The 18,269-nt window shown below is 41.7% G+C and carries 15 protein-coding genes and 1 pseudogene; 12 read left to right on the top strand and 4 right to left on the bottom strand.

Features of this window, described 5'->3' with window-relative positions; translation table 11 throughout:
• Positions 1-202: 202 nt before the first annotated feature.
• Positions 203-325: pseudogene (locus tag O1D97_RS19980) on the top strand (helix-turn-helix domain-containing protein); the annotation flags it as partial.
• Between the two features lie 90 nt (positions 326-415).
• A complete protein-coding gene (locus O1D97_RS18835; RefSeq protein WP_269127747.1) occupies positions 416-1,048 on the top strand; it encodes a substrate-binding domain-containing protein in 633 nt (210 codons plus the stop codon).
• Positions 1,049-1,228: 180 nt separating this feature from the next.
• Here the strand turns inward: O1D97_RS18835 and betC are convergent, their stop codons facing one another.
• Both betC and proX read right to left on the bottom strand, forming a co-directional pair.
• Positions 1,229-2,764 (bottom strand): choline-sulfatase, encoded by a 1,536-nt coding sequence (gene betC, locus O1D97_RS18830; protein WP_269127746.1) that lies wholly within the window; start codon positions 2,762-2,764, stop codon positions 1,229-1,231.
• A 98-nt stretch (positions 2,765-2,862) separates the two neighbouring features.
• A complete protein-coding gene (gene proX / locus O1D97_RS18825; protein WP_269127745.1) occupies positions 2,863-3,903 on the bottom strand; it encodes a glycine betaine/L-proline ABC transporter substrate-binding protein ProX in 1,041 nt (346 codons plus the stop codon).
• Positions 3,904-4,265: 362 nt separating this feature from the next.
• On the opposite strand from proX, the gene O1D97_RS18820 reads away from it, so the two are divergent.
• A complete protein-coding gene (locus O1D97_RS18820; RefSeq protein ID WP_269127744.1) occupies positions 4,266-5,195 on the top strand; it encodes a LysR substrate-binding domain-containing protein in 930 nt (309 codons plus the stop codon).
• A 143-nt stretch (positions 5,196-5,338) separates the two neighbouring features.
• On the opposite strand, the gene O1D97_RS18815 is transcribed toward O1D97_RS18820, so the two are convergent.
• Complete coding sequence (locus O1D97_RS18815) at positions 5,339-6,505, bottom strand: murein transglycosylase domain-containing protein (protein ID WP_269127743.1); 1,167 nt, start codon at positions 6,503-6,505, stop codon at positions 5,339-5,341.
• Positions 6,506-6,660: 155 nt separating this feature from the next.
• A complete protein-coding gene (locus O1D97_RS18810) occupies positions 6,661-7,551 on the bottom strand; it encodes a MurR/RpiR family transcriptional regulator (RefSeq protein WP_269127742.1) in 891 nt (296 codons plus the stop codon).
• Between the two features lie 425 nt (positions 7,552-7,976).
• Here O1D97_RS18810 and O1D97_RS18805 point away from each other — a divergent pair, with 425 nt between their 5' ends.
• From O1D97_RS18805 to O1D97_RS18765, 9 genes are all read left to right on the top strand, one after another.
• On the top strand, positions 7,977-9,023 hold the full coding sequence (locus O1D97_RS18805; protein ID WP_269127741.1) for a TRAP transporter substrate-binding protein: 1,047 nt from the start codon (positions 7,977-7,979) through the stop codon (positions 9,021-9,023).
• Between the two features lie 142 nt (positions 9,024-9,165).
• Positions 9,166-9,705, top strand: a complete 540-nt coding sequence (locus O1D97_RS18800) for a TRAP transporter small permease subunit (protein WP_269127740.1) — start codon at positions 9,166-9,168, stop codon at positions 9,703-9,705.
• The gene (locus O1D97_RS18795) at positions 9,702-11,027 is read left to right on the top strand and encodes a TRAP transporter large permease (protein WP_269127739.1); all 1,326 of its coding nucleotides are present in this window, start codon (positions 9,702-9,704) and stop codon (positions 11,025-11,027) included. Before O1D97_RS18800 ends, O1D97_RS18795 begins: the two co-directional genes overlap by 4 nt.
• 86 nt (positions 11,028-11,113) lie before the next feature.
• The gene (locus O1D97_RS18790) at positions 11,114-11,857 is read left to right on the top strand and encodes an N-formylglutamate amidohydrolase (RefSeq protein ID WP_269127892.1); all 744 of its coding nucleotides are present in this window, start codon (positions 11,114-11,116) and stop codon (positions 11,855-11,857) included.
• 60 nt (positions 11,858-11,917) lie between these two features.
• On the top strand, positions 11,918-13,282 hold the full coding sequence (locus tag O1D97_RS18785; protein WP_269127738.1) for a glutamine synthetase family protein: 1,365 nt from the start codon (positions 11,918-11,920) through the stop codon (positions 13,280-13,282).
• Positions 13,283-13,416: 134 nt separating this feature from the next.
• Positions 13,417-14,808 carry an aldehyde dehydrogenase family protein gene (locus O1D97_RS18780; protein WP_269127737.1) on the top strand — a complete coding sequence of 464 codons (1,392 nt, stop codon included), beginning with the start codon at positions 13,417-13,419 and terminating at the stop codon, positions 14,806-14,808.
• A 27-nt stretch (positions 14,809-14,835) separates the two neighbouring features.
• Positions 14,836-16,467, top strand: a complete 1,632-nt coding sequence (locus O1D97_RS18775; protein ID WP_269127736.1) for a GMC family oxidoreductase — start codon at positions 14,836-14,838, stop codon at positions 16,465-16,467.
• A gap of 188 nt (positions 16,468-16,655) precedes the next feature.
• Entirely contained in the window at positions 16,656-17,090 is a 435-nt protein-coding gene (gene dtd, locus O1D97_RS18770; RefSeq protein WP_269127735.1) for a D-aminoacyl-tRNA deacylase, read from the top strand.
• Between the two features lie 51 nt (positions 17,091-17,141).
• Positions 17,142-18,254, top strand: coding sequence for a cysteine desulfurase family protein (locus O1D97_RS18765; RefSeq protein WP_269127734.1), 1,113 nt, complete (start codon positions 17,142-17,144; stop codon positions 18,252-18,254).
• Positions 18,255-18,269 lie beyond the last annotated feature (15 nt).

Raw genomic sequence — 18,269 nt, 5'->3', positions numbered from 1 at the left:
TCTTATTTTTTTATTAAGTTATTTGTATATAAATTCATCAGACAAAAATTAGCAGCTTGTTACATTCAGATAAATATATATTATTGAATTCAAACATTTGAAAATTAGGATGAAACCTTATTATGACTGCTCAGATGAAAAAATTGGATAAGAGAGATCTACGCCGACTAGAATTGTTTTGTGAAATTGTTGAGCAGGGGGGATCAGTAACGCCATTTTAAATACAGGGCTCAGTCAACCGGTTCTGAGTAATCAATTAATTGAGCTTGAAAAAAGTCTTGGAGTAACACTTTGTTATCGAGGAAGAAGTGGTTTTGAACTCACCAGTGAAGGACGGACAGTATACGACTATGCGAACGAACTGAGCTCAGTTTTAAGTGAGTTTGCCTTCAAACTGAAAGGCGTTCGTTCAACCTTGACGGGGCTAGTTAGAGTCGGAGTGCTCGATAATACGGTCACATTCGAAGACAATATTATCTCCGCTGCCATTGAGGCATTTTACCAATTGAGTGATCATATTGAGGTGTCATTAGAAATTGGTGATTACACATTGCTCAATGAAAAACTCCAGAAAAATCAACTCGATATGATGATTGTGGTATTGAGTGAACAAAACGTTCATGCTCAAACTTATGACCACAGAACGCCATTATTCCATGAAAAAAGTTATCTTTACGCCCGTGAGGATGTGGCATTAGAGATCATCAATAAGCAGTACTCCTTAGAAGGTCAAAGAATCAATGTTGGAGGTTATGCTTCGAGACAAATGCATCAATTACTGAATGTTAACCAGTATGACAATATTAAATTAATAAATGGTTGGAATGTTGAGTCTGGCTTAATACTAACGATGGCAGGAACTCACATTAGCTTTCTGCCGACACATCTTATTGAAAGCGGTAAATACCAATACAATTTAGTCGCTTTAAAAGAAGAAGAATGGGTTATTGAAAGTGAGTTTTCCGTTGTTTTGAAAAGTTCTAAAAATGCATTAACGCCAGTGGCCTTGGCTTTCTATAACTGTTTATTAGAGGCTGTGAAAAAGTAATAATAACCGCTGTATTAAATTAAACAATTACTTATTTTCAATAGGCTAAGTCCATAGATTAGATAGGCAAAACTATGGACTTAGCCTGCCAAGGTAGTAAAGACTCTGCTCAAATACGATTCGATAGATGGCAGCTGAACAGAGTATGTTATTGGTCCGTTTACATTAGATAGGTACTTTTTAATTGGCTAAATTTGCGTCAAGATAGGCTTTTGTTTCTGCATCTGCACACCACGCTCCACCTCGAACAAACTGCTTACTTGCATCTTCGTGAGGCTCATAATCCCAAGAAGTTTGTATTCCCTTTGAGGTTGCTTCAGCCACTAGTCTACGATTATTTTGATCATTGATAATATTGGTTCGCAAGCTGGCTAAATCCCATTCCTGTTCTGCTTGTTGTATTAAATTCTGAAATTCTGCTTTATATTCAGGGCTTGACGCCAGATTCGTTAACTCCATAGGGTCTTTTTCTAGATCAAATAACAATGGAGAGGCATTTTCGCTAATAATGAGCTTATAAGGGTCTCTAATTAAAGCCACTTGGGGATGATCAGTGCCTTCCGCTAAGTATTCTGCTCTAGGGAAGGGGCGTATTTTGGGTGACTCGTTTTGTAAATAGGGCTGTAGGCTCACTCCATCTAAGAATAAAGGGGGCTCCTCATGTCCTCCAGCCATGTCTAATAATGTGGGAAATAAGTCTATATGGGATACGCTATCCTCAACTCTAGATGCGGTATTATTAAACGGCGTCCGAATGAGTAAAGGCACCCTTAAAGACCATTCAAAGAAAGACTTTTTGTACCACATGCCTCTCTCTCCCATCATATCTCCATGGTCAGAAGTGAAAATGAGTACCGTATTATCCCACAGCCCTGTTTCTTTAAGGTTTTTAATCAGTTTTCCGATTTTGTCATCAATATAACTGATGGAAGCATAATAACCATGACGAGCGCGTAACGTTTCTTTTTTAGAGGGGATTTTCTGATCCATGCTGTAATGTTTATAGAGGTCTTGGCTATGCTTATCTCTATCTTGATATTCTATAAAAGGGACCGCTGGGTCATCAATGTCCTCTTCTTTATACAACTCCCAAAATTCTGGCGTTGGTGAGTAAGGGTCATGAGGATGAGTAAAAGAGACAGTAAGGAAGAAAGGCCTTTTATCTTCACTACGGGCTAAGTCGTAAATCTTTTGTTCTGCTTTATAAGATACAAGCTCATCAAAATCCATTTGCATGGTACGCGCGGCAGGCCCTGCAGAAATGACATTTTTCATATCTTGAAAAGCCAATTTGGTATCAGAATTTTTCCAGTTTGGAATCCAACTAAAATCAGAGGGGTATATTTCTGTGGTTAAACGCTCCTCATATCCATGTAACTGATCGGCTCCTACAAAGTGCATTTTCCCGATTAGGCTGGTTTGATAACCTTTATTTCGCAAGCCATGAACGAATGTAGGAGTAGACGACTTGAACTCTGCTGCATTGTCATACGCTCCTATTCTTGAACATAATTTTCCTGAGAGCATAGCGTAGCGAGCGGGAGCACACAGTGGAAAATTACAATAAGCACGATTAAATACAGTACTCTCTGTTGCTAATGCCGTGAGGTGTGGGGTTTTTACCACACTGTGTCCGTACATAGGTAATGCTTGGGCAGCTACTTGATCTGCCATAATGAAAATAATATTGGGCTGTTTATTGGTTGGACTACTCATGCTGCTGGGATTCCTTGTGATGGCATTAAGCCTCTAGTAAAAAATAGAACTTAAATGCACATGAAGAGAGGGTATGCCTTAGAAATAAAGCGAACGAATTATGATTTTGGCTTGAACTCTTTGGCCTGAGTAATCCAATGATTAAAGAGGTCTTGATGATTAGATATCCATGCTTTTGCGTGGCGGGTAACATCGCGACTGCTCTTTTCCCCAGCTTGAATTAACGCATTTTGTGCATTGATATCATTAATATCGATCGTTACTAATTCAAAAAAATGTTTGGCGGCAGGATTCTGTTCTAAGAAATGATTGTTAGCCATTATACGAACCGTATTTACAACAAACCCTAAGCCATCGTCTTTAGATGCGACTTGATTTTTTTCTGGGATAGTCAGCCAAGACGAATCTTTTCCAGGAACCAAAAGGCTGCTGACCCACATAGGAGTCCAAGTGTAATACAGGACGGGTTTGCCTTCTCGGAACCTAGTAATCGTATCGGCCATGAGTGCAACATAAACGCCCTGTCTATGGGTGACCGTATCGCGCAGTCCTAAGTTATCTAGGTGTGTTTCAATGACTTCTTCGCAACCCCAGCCAGGGTTACAACCTGTAAGGTCCGCTTTACCATCTTCATCCATATCAAAAAGTGCGGCGATTTTAGGGTCTTTTAACTGCGATAGGCTTGTTATTCCATAAGCATCGGCGGTTTTCTTATCAATTAAAATACCTTGAGCGGCATCTTTTACTAATGTACCTAGTTTAGTGTTTGAGTTTTCACCCCCAGCACGGGCAAAATAATCGTTATGTAATGGCTCCCAGTGTACCGCCATATAATCTGCATCTTCTTGACCTACAGAGACATGAGCAATCGTTGGATCTGCTTCTAATGCTTTATTTACTTTATAGCCAAGCGTCTCTAATCCGATTCTGATAATTTCGCTTTGAAACTGGGTATTTTGATTTCCAAAATCCATAGGTCTTACTGTCACGCCTTCCCCAGGCAGACTTTCTGATGCATGCAGGCTGGATGACATTATGATTATCCCTAAAGAAAGCGCCTTTATCTTGTCTTTAACCTTGATAGTGCCATGAACATTTCTAGTAATCGCCGAGTGGTATACTTTTTTTACTGAAGACATAAGAACCTCTTTTTTATCTACTTCAAAATGAACAAGCATGAGCTTCCGGTTTCATTTATTCGTATCAAGTAAATGTTTAATTAAGTTTTTTGCTGCACTATTTCAGTGACAATCATTCGTGGACACAACTTAATATCAATGGGTTTACGTGTTTTATCAAATGACAAAAATACGACTCACTTAACTAAAAGTTAATTAAGAAGGTGTTTGGCTCTCTACGGATTATATGCGATGCTTTGATTTATGAGCTTCTAGCTAAGAAATAAAAAGCGTGGTAGAACAGCATGACGTAATAATTGATCTTAGTATTCGTCTATAGCGTCGATGCTTTAGCAAACATAGGTACATAAGAAAGGCGTATTATGCGAAAAAAAGACTTACCCTCTTTTAGTTCTTTGGTGGCTTTTGAAGCGGCGGCTCGATATCAGAGTTTTAAGCGAGCAGCGGAAGAAGTGTGTGTTAGTCAAGCCGCAATTAGCAGACAGATTCGCCTGCTAGAAGAAAACTTAGGAGGTGAGCTATTTGACCGTAATCATAAGCATGTTAGCTTAAACTCTAACGGTAAGCTCTTTTTAGATGCGGTATCCCTAGGTTTATCTCATATTGAAACCGCGGCAAATCAGTTACGAAACCGGCATGAACTGTCCACCATGACCATTGGGTTAATGAGTTCTATTGCGGGACTGTTTCTTGCTCCACGTATTGGCGATTTTAAAAAGCTTTATCCTGAAATTGATATGTATGTTGTTAGTTTAGAGCGTAGCCCGAACCCTCAAAAGGATCACTTTGACATTATGATCACCATGGGAGAGGAGCCCTCATCGAGCTATGAAAGTACCTACTTTTTCTCGGAAGAAATCTTTCCAGTTTGCAGCCCTAGATATTTAGAGAAAAACTCAAAAATTGAATCGATACAAGACTTAGTGAAACATACGTTATTAAACACAGATGATAATCACTGGAAAAATCTTCCATGGACGGTAATTGATTGGAACTACTGGTTTGAGCAGAATGATGTGCCTTATACTGCACTTAACGGGTTGAGTTACAATAGCTACCCTATGATGATCAATACGGTATTAAGTGGACACGGTATTTGTTTAGGGTGGAAGCATTTAGTAAATGATTTGATACGCGATGGAAGCTTGGTTAAGCCTGTTAAGGAAACGTTGTTGCCTAAACGAGATCATTATTTGTTGATACGAAAAGCCGTTGCTCAAAGAAAAGACATAGCCGCCTTTAAAGAGTGGTTCTTAGAGCAAATTAAAGACCTTGAAAAAAATGAAGATTAAGACCACTGAGTTTTGTAATTAATTTATGTGTTTCAATTGTTTAATGTCAAAGTGAGACAGTCGAAACATCATAAAACTAAAATGTTTCTCTTTTCTTTCCCCTTGGAGAATAGGCTAAAACTCTCTCTTTAGGTATTTTAAGACTACTTCTCATAGCTGGCTTTGGCTTTGGTGACTTTTTCTAAATAGTATCGCGATTCAGATCTAGGGTGGTCGTATCTGAGTTTTTTGTAAACATTGCTGGTGGATGTCTGGTTTATCTTGTCCATCGCTCGCGTTCTATTGCTATCAAACGTTTTTAAGACATTGCCAGTACCGCCGTTATAAGCGGAGATCATTGAATATTCTTGACTTAATTTATTGGCCACTTTAACTAAGTAACGAGTTTGTAAAATATAGAGATAAGCACTGCCTATATCGATGTTATTTTCAGGGGAAAAAAGGATTTCTTTTGTTGGCTGTCCTGATTTGTTCTTAACTAGGTTATAGACATCCCGACCGGCGGTGGAGGGGACGACTTGCATTAAACCGTAGGCGTTTGCAGGGCTGACGGCATAAGGATTAAATGAACTTTCTGTTTCAATGATGCCGTAGATGAGCGCGGGTGATAAGTTGTATCGATTCGCTGCGGCCAGAACATAGTCACTGTATTTTTCTTGGCGAAGATGTTGATGCTGGGCTACTAATTTGAATTCAACGGCGTAGATGGTTGTGTTGTTTTCTTTGGATTTGGTGAGCTTGTTGCTCACAAGGTACTCTGAGTAACGCTGTGCTCGCCAGCGAAATTGCACGAGCTTTCCATCATGGTCCATAACTTGGGGATATAAAAAAGGTACGCCATCGGTATTGGGCTCAGCACTAGAAAAAATATCCGTTTTACTGGGATCGGACGTTGTGAGCAGAGTGGTAGTGACCGCTTTTTTTAGAGTCTCAATAGGCGAGTCCTTCGCTATGGTTTCCACTCTCACTAACCCACTATCAAAATCAACAACCGTTCTTGCCTGATAGTCATTTGTGTATTTTACATATTTTTTCTTTTCGGGCAGTTCACTATTCCCTTTCCCCCATATTTTATTCACTTTTTCATCCAGTTCTTTAAATAAGGTTTTTACGACTTGGATTTCTTCTTTAATTAAATCTCGGCTTTCTTTTGCTTGTTTGGCAATGGCTTTTATATCATTAATATCTTCAATGTTTTTTATTTGCTCAGATAATTTTTCCACGGAGGAAACGGATTTACAGCCTGTCAATGTCAATAATAGACAGCCCATAGAAATAAAAATAGATTGGCGAATAATCTTCTTTGGCATCAAATGGTTACTCATATAAAAAACGATATTATTGTATCTCCATATTGTCATTACATTACTGCTTTTACCCGTTTCCTTTAGCTGACAACAATTTCTGTCGCTGTTCATGAATGTTGTTGTTCATACATAATTCGTTTTATTAATCTTGAGCTCTCTTACTTGATTTTCTTTTTAAATCGCTCGGTTAAATCGAACATGTCTTCCAGTTCACGCATGCGTTTTGAGGTTTGCGACCAGAGTCTTTCTTCAAGCGCGACGATCATGGATTCCGCAAAAAACAGCGTCACAACTCCAGAATCCCAACCTGATTTACCTTCTATCCGAATGGGTAAAGTATGTTCCGAATAATCGGCAACGGGGGATAACCATTGATCGGTAAATAAAATGATTTTGGCTCCGCGTGCTTTTAATAAACGGCTTGCTGTAATGAGGTCCTGCTCGTAGCGACGCACATCAAACATGATCACCACATCGTTTTCTTTGATTTTCAATAGATGGTGTGGCCATAAAGAGGCGGTTTCAGGAAACAGATGAACGTCTTCGCGGATGACATTTAAATGGGTATTTAAATAGCGAGCAAAAGCACTGGTAATACGGCCTCCAAGAAGGTGGAGTGCGTGTTCTTGGTTTGCTAATAAGTCGATGATAGCGTCGAATTGCTCGTGATTTATTTGATTGAGACTGTGTCGTAAGTTGGTTGTTACCGTATCGGCCACCCGATTTAAGACGTGTTCTTTTGGTGCGTCTGCGGCCCATCGATCATGTTTGGCAATAGGGTCGGATAAGGTTTGTTGCAGCTCTTCTTTGAGCTCTTTCTGGAAAGTCGTAAAGCTTGCAAACCCAATACGTTTCAATGTCCGCATGACGGTCGGTGTGGATACGCCGCAGTTCTCTGATAGTTCAGTAATGGACACCAAACCGGACATTGGGTAGTTCGTTAGTAAGTAGTTAACGAGTTTCAGCTCGGCAGGGCTAAAGAGGTTGAGCTCGGAGCGAAACAGTTCAGCGATGGTGTGGCTATCGGTATGTATTGGTGTGTTATTCATAAGGATCACTCTATTTTCGCTTCAAATGGTATGCCGTTTTCTTCTATCTGTCTATGTGTGTGCGTCATTCGAGCGCCGCACTATAAACCTATAAATCTCATCTATACAGTATTTTTTCCCTAAATCACTCATACCTTAACGTTTAATAGACTGTTCAAAGTATAGACGAATTTTATCTTATGTAAAAAAATTGACAGGTTAAATAAATAATGTATAAATATTTACGCAATTGTTTTTTACTGTTCTATATTGATTAGGTTGATAGAAAAAACAATCAATAAAAAGCAGTAGAAGATCTGAAAAGTTTCTTGAAGTTCGTAATACAAAGCGTCTTTTGTGTAAGCAATTTATACAAGTTATTTGAATAAACTGTTTTTCATAATGCAGAAGCCTAAAACTATTGGTAGTTATGGAGAGGAAAGAAAATGAATAAGAACAAACGCGATTTTATTAAAAAAGCCGTCGTTGGTAGTGCTGCGGCCGCCACGTTAGGTGCGTCTAATGCTCAAGCTAAAACAGCCCCGATTAAATGGCGTTTACAAACGTACGCGGGCGCAGCGCTCGGTGAGCACGTGATTAAACCGGCTGTGGAAGCATTCAATAAAGCGGCTAATGGTGAAATGGAGATCGAACTTTATTACGCCGATCAGCTTGTACCAACGCCAGAGTTATTCCGTGCGTTACAAAATGGCACCATTGATGCGGTTCAAAGTGATGATGATTCCATGGGCGCGCCTGTTGATATTTCTGTTTTTGGTGGATACTTTCCCTTTGCTACCCGTTACAGCCTTGACGTGCCTGTCTTATTCGAACAGTACGGTTTAAAAGAAATCTGGGAAGAAGCCTATGACGAAGTGGGTGTTAAATGGCTAAGTGCGGGTGCATGGGATCCGTGTCATTTCGCCACCAAGGACCCAATTAACAGTTTGGCTGATTTAAAAGGTAAGCGGATCTTCACTTTCCCAACCGCGGGCCGTTTCTTAAACCGTTTTGGTGTCATTCCAGTTACTTTACCTTGGGAAGACATTGAAGTTGCCTTACAAACTGGCGAACTTGATGGTATTGCTTGGTCAGGTATTACCGAAGATTACACAGTCGGTTGGGCCGATGCGACAAACTACTTCTTAACCAATAATATTTCCGGTGCATGGAGTGGCTCTTTCTTTGCCAACAATGATTCTTGGAATGCCTTACCAGAGCATTTAAAAGAGCTATGGAGACTGTGCATGGATAGCTCGCATTACTACCGCCAGCATTGGTATTGGGGTGGTGAAGCGAAATTGAGAACAGAAGGAACTAAGATGAAACTGACGTCTATTTCTGATGAAGAATGGGCAACAGTTGAAGCCGAAGCGCATAAGTTCTGGGATGAAATTGCTGAAACCAGTGAGCGTACCAAAAAGGTTGTCGATATATTCAAAAAGTATAATGACACCATGTCGAAAGCAGGTAGACCTTACCGCTATAGTTAACTTGTTGTTTGGTCTCTTGGTTTTTTTGTGGATGAGCAAAAAGGCCAAGATGTCATGAGCAAGTGTGCATTTTGAACAATGTAATGACGCTCTCTTAACGGAGAGCGTCTCTCTATAAAATCTCTATTCTGGGGACGTTATTGTGTATAACGCAATTCAAGCATACATACGATTTATCTATAAATTTAATCGTGGTGTAGGTGTTTTAGCTATGTATTTAGTGCTGGTGATGATGGGGATCTTATTGTTTTCCTCCATCTCCAAAGGCGTTGGCTCACCTCAAATTTGGGTCATTGAAATGGCGCAATTTACTATGGCGGCCTACTACCTGCTTGGCGGCGGCTATTCTATGCAGATGGACTCCCATGTCCGAATGGATGTATTTTACGGTAATTGGTCGGCCAGAAGACAGGCTATTACCGATGCCTTCACCGTCCTTTGCCTGATCACTTATTTAATTATGTTATTTTATGGCGCCGTTTCCAGTACTGCTTATGCAATAGAGTACGGACAAAAAAATTACTCTTCATGGCGGCCTCCTTTAGCACCAGTAAAAATCCTGATGACGATTGGTATCTTTTTAATGCTACTGCAAGTATTAGCCACGTTTGCACAAAATGTTGCTGAAGCGATAGGTAAGCCATTCGACGTGAAGCGTAACCCAGAGGATTTATCAATATGAATTACGAAATGATCGCGATTTTGATGTTCTCATCATTAATGCTGATGTTACTGACCGGTCAACGGGTATTTGGTGCTGTTGGGTTCGTTGCTGTTACCGCCTCCTTCTTTTTATGGGGCGATGGTGGCTCTGAAATGGCGTTTAATGCCAGCATGAAGCTGATGAATTGGTATCCTCTACTCACTCTGCCTTTGTTTGTTTTTATGGGGTACATGCTATCTGAGTCCGGCATTGCTAGTGACCTTTATCGAATGTTGCATGTGTGGATGGGCTCACTCAAAGGTGGCTTGGGTATTGGAACCATAGTCTTGATGGTAGCCATTTCTGCGATGAATGGATTAAGCGTGGCTGGGATGGCGATTGGTACCAGTATCGCTCTGCCTGAGATGCTTAAACGGGGGTACGATAAACGCATGGTTACGGGGGTGATTCAGGCGGGGAGCTCGTTAGGCATTCTCGTTCCACCGAGTATTGTGTTGGTGTTATATGGAATGATTGCTCGTCAGCCGGTTAGTCAATTATGGCTTGCGGGTGCGGTTCCTGGTTTGATTCTCGCCGTGATGTTCATTGCTTATATCGTCATTCGTTGTCGTCTACAACCAGAGCTTGGGCCGCCATTACCACAAGCTGAACGAGATCTAATAACCCGCAAAGAAAAGTATATGTTATTAGGTGCCGGTGTTTTGCCTTTAATGGTTATCTTCTCTGTTATTGGTTTGTTTCTAATGGGTTACACCAGTTTAGTGGAGTGTTCTGCTGTCGGTGCATCCGTTGCCATGCTAGCGGCATTAGTAAAAGGTCGCCTGAATTTTCGCTTAATTCACACTACGCTCCGCAAAACGCTAGGCATCAGTTGTATGTTTATGTGGATCATTATGGCGGCCTTATGTTTTGGCGCTGTGTTTGATGGTTTGGGTGCCGTAAAAGCGATCGAGGCTTTGTTCTTAGATCAGTGGGGGTTAAGTCCTTGGGAAGTACTCGTGCTGATGCAAGTGTCTTATATCATTATGGGAATGTTCCTTGACGATACAGCGATGTTAGTCATTGTGGCACCCTTATATATTCCCTTGATTATTGCGCTTGAATTTAATCCGATTTGGTATGGTGTGCTGTACACAGTAACGTGCCAAATTGCCTATATGACGCCTCCTTTTGGTTACAATTTATTCCTAATGAGAGCCATGGCACCGAAAGAAGTAGGATTGGTTGATATTTATAAATCCATCATTCCTTTTGTAATGATCATGGTGTTTGCGTTGATCTTATTTATGGTTTTCCCGCAAATTACTTTATGGTTGCCTGAACTTGTGTTTGGTCAATAAGAGAGTATAAAAGCACGGGAAAAAACAGGCGAGACAGTCATGTTTAAAATTATGTTTTTAGCAAAAGGAGAGGTGTCACTGTGGTGATGCATGGATTAGAACAATCGCCAGCCGAACTGGTTAATAGCGCCGGCCAATCAGACATATTGTTGGTTTGTGAACATGCCAGTCACTTTATACCTGAGAACTTTAATAACTTGGGTCTAACGAAAGCCGAATGCTTAAGTCATATTGGCTGGGATATTGGTGCGGCCGATATGGCCAAGGCGCTGAGTAAACAGCTGGATGCCAGTTTGATTTTACAACGCTATTCAAGGTTGCTTTACGATTGCAATAGACCTCCGAGTGAATTAAGTGCGATTCCGCCATTAAGTGAAGTGACGGCTATTCCTGGAAACAGTGAGTTAACAGCAGAGCAGCGGGATTATCGGGTACAGCAAATCTACCAACCTTTCCATAGAGAGATAGAAGCGCAAATTAACGCCCGTGAAGAATCCGGTAGGAAGACGATTCTGGTCACAATTCATAGTTTTACACCGACTTATAAAGGTCAGTTGCGAACCGTTGAGTTAGGTGTGATTTGTGATCTTGATAATGTCTTTGCTAAGCGTTTTTATGATCAAGCTCAGGCACTGAGTCATTACGATATTCGCATGAATGAGCCCTATGGCCCTTCTGATCCAGTATTGCATATGGTGACTCGACACGGCCGTAACAATCAAATAGACAATGTGATGTTAGAAGTCCGTAATGATTTAATTGAACAAGCCGATGGACAGCTCGAATGGGCGCAACTTATTGGTAAAGTATTAAATCAAGTGAATGCTTAGGTAAGTAAACTAACATCCAACAATCACGTTAATAAAAATTAAATGTAGAGGGGAACACCGATGAGCGGAATGTTAACGCTGGAACAATTAAAAGAAGAGTTTGCGGCTGGTAGCCTTGATACTGTGTTGGCTTGCCAAGTTGATATGCAAGGCCGCTTAATGGGAAAGCGTTTTCATATTGACTACTTTATTAATCATGCGGTTAATGAAACCCATTCCTGTAATTATTTACTGGCCACAGACCTAGAAATGGAAACCGTGTCAGGTTACAAATCGACTAGCTGGGAGGCGGGCTACGGTGACTATGTCATGAAGCCGGATTTAACAACATTACGCCGAGTACCTTGGTTAGAGGGTACGGCTTTGGTGCTATGTGATGTACTAGACCATCATTATAATCCGGTCCCGCATTCCCCTCGTGCTATTTTACGAAAGCAAATTGATCGCTTAGACGCCATGGGTATTGTGCCTATGATGGCGACAGAATTAGAATTTTTCATGTTCGATCAAAGCTATGCAGAGGCGTGTGCGGCTGGCTACAAAGACATGCAGCCAGCCAGTTCCTATAATGAAGATTACCATATCTTCCAAACGACTAAAGAAGAAGTCGTCATTCGTGCGATACGCAACGGTGTATACGGTGCGGGTATTTCGGTGGAATGTTCCAAAGGGGAAGCCAGTGCAGGGCAAGAAGAATTAAACATCAAATATGACAAAGCCTTAAACACCGCTGACCACCACTCCATTGCCAAACATGCTTGTAAAGAGATTGCTTGGCAGAACGGTAAAGCCATTACCTTTATGGCGAAATGGCACAAAGAAGCCACAGGGAGTTCATCCCATGTACACCAATCCTTATGGAGCAAAGAGGGCAAACCATTATTTTTAGATGAAACTCAACCTCATGGTATGTCGGAATTGATGCGTCATTATTTAGCCGGATTACTTGCTCATGCGGATGAGGTAACGTGTCTATTGGCGCCTTATATAAATTCCTACAAACGCTTCCAAGAAGGTACGTTTGCACCAACGAAAGCCGTTTGGAGCTTGGATAATCGCACGGCAGGCTTCCGTTTATGTGGCGCTGGCACAAAGGGTATTCGTATTGAATGTCGTATTGGTGGTTCTGATCTAAATCCGTATCTTGCTTTGGCTGGACAGCTCGCGGCGGGTATGGCGGGCATAGAGAATAAATTACCGTTAGAAGAAGAGTTTGTTGGTGACGCGTATGCGGGGGAAAACGCTCATCGAGTCCCAAACACTTTACGTGTCGCTGTTGAAAAATTAAATGAATCCAGCATGTTACGAGCGGCATTTGGTGATGATGTGGTTGATCATTATGTGCGAGCGGCCCGTTGGGAACAGCAAGCCTATGACCAACAGGTTACCGACTGGGAAGTGGCCCGAGGTTTTGAGCGCTGTTAATTAAATGAATGGTCGTATCTTATGAGGCTTCAGGGTTTTAGGCTCTGAGGCCTCATCTGTTTGCTGCTTAACTAGACAGAGCAGAAACAACACGGCGATTTGAATTCCATGTATTTTAAGTTTTAGGTAAAAAAATGAAGAAAATTCAATGTGTATCACCTGTCGATGGTCGCGTTTATGCAGAACGTGATGTTGCCACTCAAGATCAAATCGCAACCGCCTTTGCCAAAGCGTCAGCGGCACAGCACCTTTGGGCCGAAAAAAGTGTGGCTGAACGAGGTCAATATTGCACCCTAGCGGTGGATGCCATGATTGCGATGACGGATCGCATAGCCGAAGAGTTAGCATGGCAAATGGGTCGCCCAATTAGTCAAGGTGCAGGTGAAGTGAAGGGCTTAGAAGAACGTGCTCGTCATATGATTGCTATTGCTGAAGCCTCATTAGAGCCCTATGACCCGGGGTTCAAAGAAGGCTTCAAACGCAAAATCAGCCGTGAGCCATTAGGTGTGGTGATGACCATAGCCCCTTGGAATTTTCCTTTTATGACGGCGCTGAACTCAGTTATTCCAGCGTTACTTGCCGGCAATGCGGTTGTTCTTAAACACGCTTCCAATACTTTGTTGGTGGCTGAACGTATACAAGATGCTTTCGATCAAGCTGGGCTGCCTGAGGGCTTATTTCAAAATATCGTCCTCGACCATGGGACCACCAGTGAGTTAATTGCCTCCGGTAATGTGGATATGGTGTGCTTTACGGGTTCTGTTGGGGGTGGTAAAGCCATGGAGCAAGCAGCCGCAGGTCAATTTATTCCTTTAGGTTTGGAGCTTGGTGGTAAAGACCCGGCGTATGTACGAGCCGATTGCAATATGGCTTACACCATTGAAAACCTGGCCGATGGAGCCTTTTTCAATAGCGGCCAGTCTTGTTGCAGTATCGAACGAATCTACGTACATGAAAGTGTTCATGATGAGCTCGTGGCCGGGTTAGCCGCTGCAGGTCAGGCGTATACTTTGGGTAACCCATTAGATACGGCAACCAATCTAGGGCCTATGATAAAACCCGCCGCGGCCGATTTTGTACGTCAACAGGTAGCGGATGCCGTTGCGGCTGGTGCAAAAACCCACGTAGATACCAGTCTATTTACTTTAGATAAGCCAGGTTCCGCCTACATGGCACCGCAAGTATTAACAAACGTTACCCATGACATGTCCGTGATGACAGAGGAAAGCTTTGGCCCTGTTGTCGGTGTCATAAAAGTATCGAGTGACGAAGAAGCCATTGCCTTAATGAACGATTCTGAATTTGGGTTAACGGCGGGTATTTGGACAGAAGACCTTGCCGCTGCGGAGAGAATAGCGCCACAATTAGAAACGGGCACTGTGTTTATGAATCGTTGTGATTACTTAGATCCAGCCTTGGCTTGGACGGGAGTCAAGAATACAGGCCGAGGTTGTTCATTGTCTAAAATGGGCTTTGACGCGTTAACAAGACCGAAAAGCTTTCATTTTAAAACGTCAACTAATTGATCAGGCAAGAGTAGCAGGAGTGATGCGATGAAAGCTTACGATTATATTATTGTTGGAGCCGGTGCGGCTGGCTGCGTTGTTGCCAATCGTTTAAGTGCGGATCCTAAAGTCAGTGTTTGTCTTATTGAGGCGGGTGGTGACAGTAACAGTCCCTGGGTGAATATTCCTGCTGGTATTTTTGGTCTTTATGGCAATAAAAAATACGATTATGCTTTTGAAGGCACACCGCAGACGCATTTACATAATCGTAAAATGATGGTGAACCGAGGCAAAGCTTTAGGTGGGTCAACGGCCATTAACAGTATGGTGTATATCCGCGGTAACCAGAATGATTACGATGGTTGGGAAAGGCAAGGTTGTAAAGGTTGGTCTTATCAGGATGTCCTACCTGTCTTTAAAAAATTAGAAGCCAATAAAAGCCATCAATCGGCTGAATATCATGGCTTTGAGGGTGAGCTAACGGTGACTAAGCAGCAAGACCCTCACTCCGTATGCAACACCTTTATAAAAGCGGGAGCGGCGGCTGGACTACCGGAGAATACCGATTTTAATGGCGCGTCTCAGTTAGGTTTAGGTGTGTATGATGTCAAACAAAATGAAGGTCAGCGTGTCAGCAGCTACAGTGCGTTTGTAAAGCCTGTGCAGTCACGTGCAAACCTCACAATATTGACTCACACCGATGTCCTATCTCTTGTCTTAGCAGGCGACCTGGCTAAAGGGGTGAATGTTGAATCGGAAGGCAAAACGCAACAGATTCTCGCGAATAAAGAAGTGATTTTATCGGCAGGAACCATAGTGTCGCCAAGAATTTTACTGGCTTCTGGTATTGGGAATAAAGCGGAGCTAGAGGCTTTGGGCATAGAATGCCAAGTTGATTTACCGGGCGTCGGGGAAAATCTACAAGATCATATTGACAGTATGGTGACGGTAAGAGCCACAGCGCCAGCGACAATAGGGGTTTCTTTGGCTTCTCTATTGCCACATGTGGTATTGGCACCGATCAAATACGCATTACAGCGCAAAGGCTGGCTGACGACAAATTATGTGGAAGCGGGTGGTTTTGCCAAAACAAAATTAGCCGAAACCGCAGAGCCAGGAAGCGCAGAGGCTGACCCTGATATTCAGTTCCATTTTACGCCTTTGTATCGCAGCCATCGTGGTAAAAAGTTTGAATTTGGGCATGGGTATTCTGTCTTTACCTGCGTACTGCGCCCAAGAAGTAAAGGGACGGTTAAGTTGGCGCAAGATGGTACTCATCGCAATGTCTTAATTGACCATAACTTTTTTGCCGATGAACGAGATCAACAGGTGCTGGTGGAAGGCATTAAAAAAGCTCGGGAAATTTTAGCGTCTCCTGAGTTTGATGGTATTCGCGGGGAAGAAATGGCTCCGGGCAAAGACATACAAACGGACGCCGAAATTCTGCATTATCTACGTGAAACAGCCAGTACGGTATATCACCCTGTAGGCACGTGTAAAATGGGAATAGATGATATGGCCGTGGTGGATCCTGAGTCGCTAAAGGTCAAAGGGTTAAAAAATGTAAGAGTCATAGACGCGTCTATTATGCCCGCGTTAATCAGCGGTAATACCTCTTCTCCTTCAATGATGATTGGTGAAAAAGGCGCTCAAATGATATTGAGTGAAGCGTCTAACTAATGTGCTAAACAGCTATCGAGAATTGATATCAAATAGAGTTTATCTTTCAAATGAAATCAAATAGATAGCAGTGTTATAGACAATAATTTTATACAGACTAAAAGCATCTTCGGGTGCTTTTTTTCTGTGCTTGATTTATGGTGTAAAGCACACAACATTCTATATTTAAGTGAAACATAGGAATCGCAATGAAACTGCTTATCCAAAGAGCCAAACAAGCCAATGTTACCGTGGAAGGAGAAGTGATTGGCGCTATCGATCATGGCCAGATGGTGTTGGTTGGTATTGAAAAAGCCGACACAGAAGCCGACTTACAACGGTTAGCTGATAAGCTACTAAAATACCGTATGTTCAGTGATGAAGAAGGAAAAATGAACTTAAATGTAAAGCAGGTAGAAGGCGGTGTACTGCTGGTATCCCAATTCACCTTAGCCGCAGAAACCAAGAAAGGTTTAAGACCCGGCTTTTCCACGGCCGCCATCCCTGCCGAAGCAGAACGATTATTCAATCTCTTCGTTGAGATGGTACGCAAACAGCACGATAAGGTAGCCACCGGACAATTTGGTGCCGACATGCAAGTGAGCCTAATCAACGATGGCCCCGTTACTTTTATGCTGGACTAATAGGTGGGGACTTTATGTTATTATTGATACTCAACGTTAAGGATTAATAAAATGATATATCTTGATTCAGCTGCTTCATACCCACTTCTGCCCGAAGTGAAAATATCTTTAATGAAGGCGTTCGAAGAGTGTTACGCAAATTCAGCTTCCAGTCATCTTCTAGGTACAAAAGCTTTACTAGAAACGAATATGATTAGAGAGCAGTTGGCCGATATGATAGGTGCGTATCCTAGTGAGATCGTTTTTACTAGCGGAGCGACTGAATCAAATAATATTGCTTTTAAGAGCCTATTGCTGAGTACATCCTCTAAGAAGAAGCATGTAGTAATAAGCGCTATGGAACATAAATGTATCTTTGCTATTTGTGACTTTTTAAAGGACCAAGGGTTTTCAATCTCCATAGTTATGCCAAATAAACATGGTGTTATTGATGCCTCAAGCGTTAGTGATGTTTTAACAGAAGATACTGTTCTTGTTTCAATTATGCATGTTAATAATGAACTAGGAACTGTTAATCCTATTGCTGAAATAGGTAAACTTTGTTTTAAAAAAGGAATTTTATTTCATAGTGATGCGGCACAAAGTTTTGGCAAGACTTCTATTCATGTGGATGATATGAATGTGGATTTGATGTCATTTTCAGGCCATAAAATTGGTGGACCAAAAGGAATTGGTGCAATTTACATTCGTGATTTACGAAAGCGTGATTTAGTTCCTGTAATCCATGGAGCAGGTCAAGAACAAGGGGTGAGAGGAGGAACTGTCGCTACTCCTTTGATTATCGGATTTGGTGTTGCTATGTCTACTTTTCATAAAAGCTATCAGTCTTTCGAGAAAAAAATGATACGAGATTATCTGGTTGAACAACTAAGTAATGCTGGAGTTGAATTTATAATAAATGGTAGTAATACGCTAGCACATATTATTTCGCTCTCTTTGCCTAAAACAAATATTGGAGTACTTGTAAGAGATAATGAACAAGCTTTCTGTTTGGCTCAAGGTTCTGCTTGCTCATCTAAAGAAATAGAAGCGTCTCATGTGCTAATGGCTTTAGGGCTAAGCAGGGAAGAAGCAGAACATACTTTTCGTATTAGTTTTACAAATGATATCCAAAAAACGGACATCGATAGTTTGGTTGCATCTATAAAAAAGGCGAAAAAATGAATATTGAACTAAAAA

The sequence above is a fragment of the Marinomonas phaeophyticola genome, from assembly GCF_026966905.1.
Classification (GTDB): Bacteria; Pseudomonadota; Gammaproteobacteria; order Pseudomonadales; family Marinomonadaceae; genus Marinomonas; species Marinomonas phaeophyticola.
This window is presented reverse-complemented; position numbering and strand designations above follow the sequence as displayed.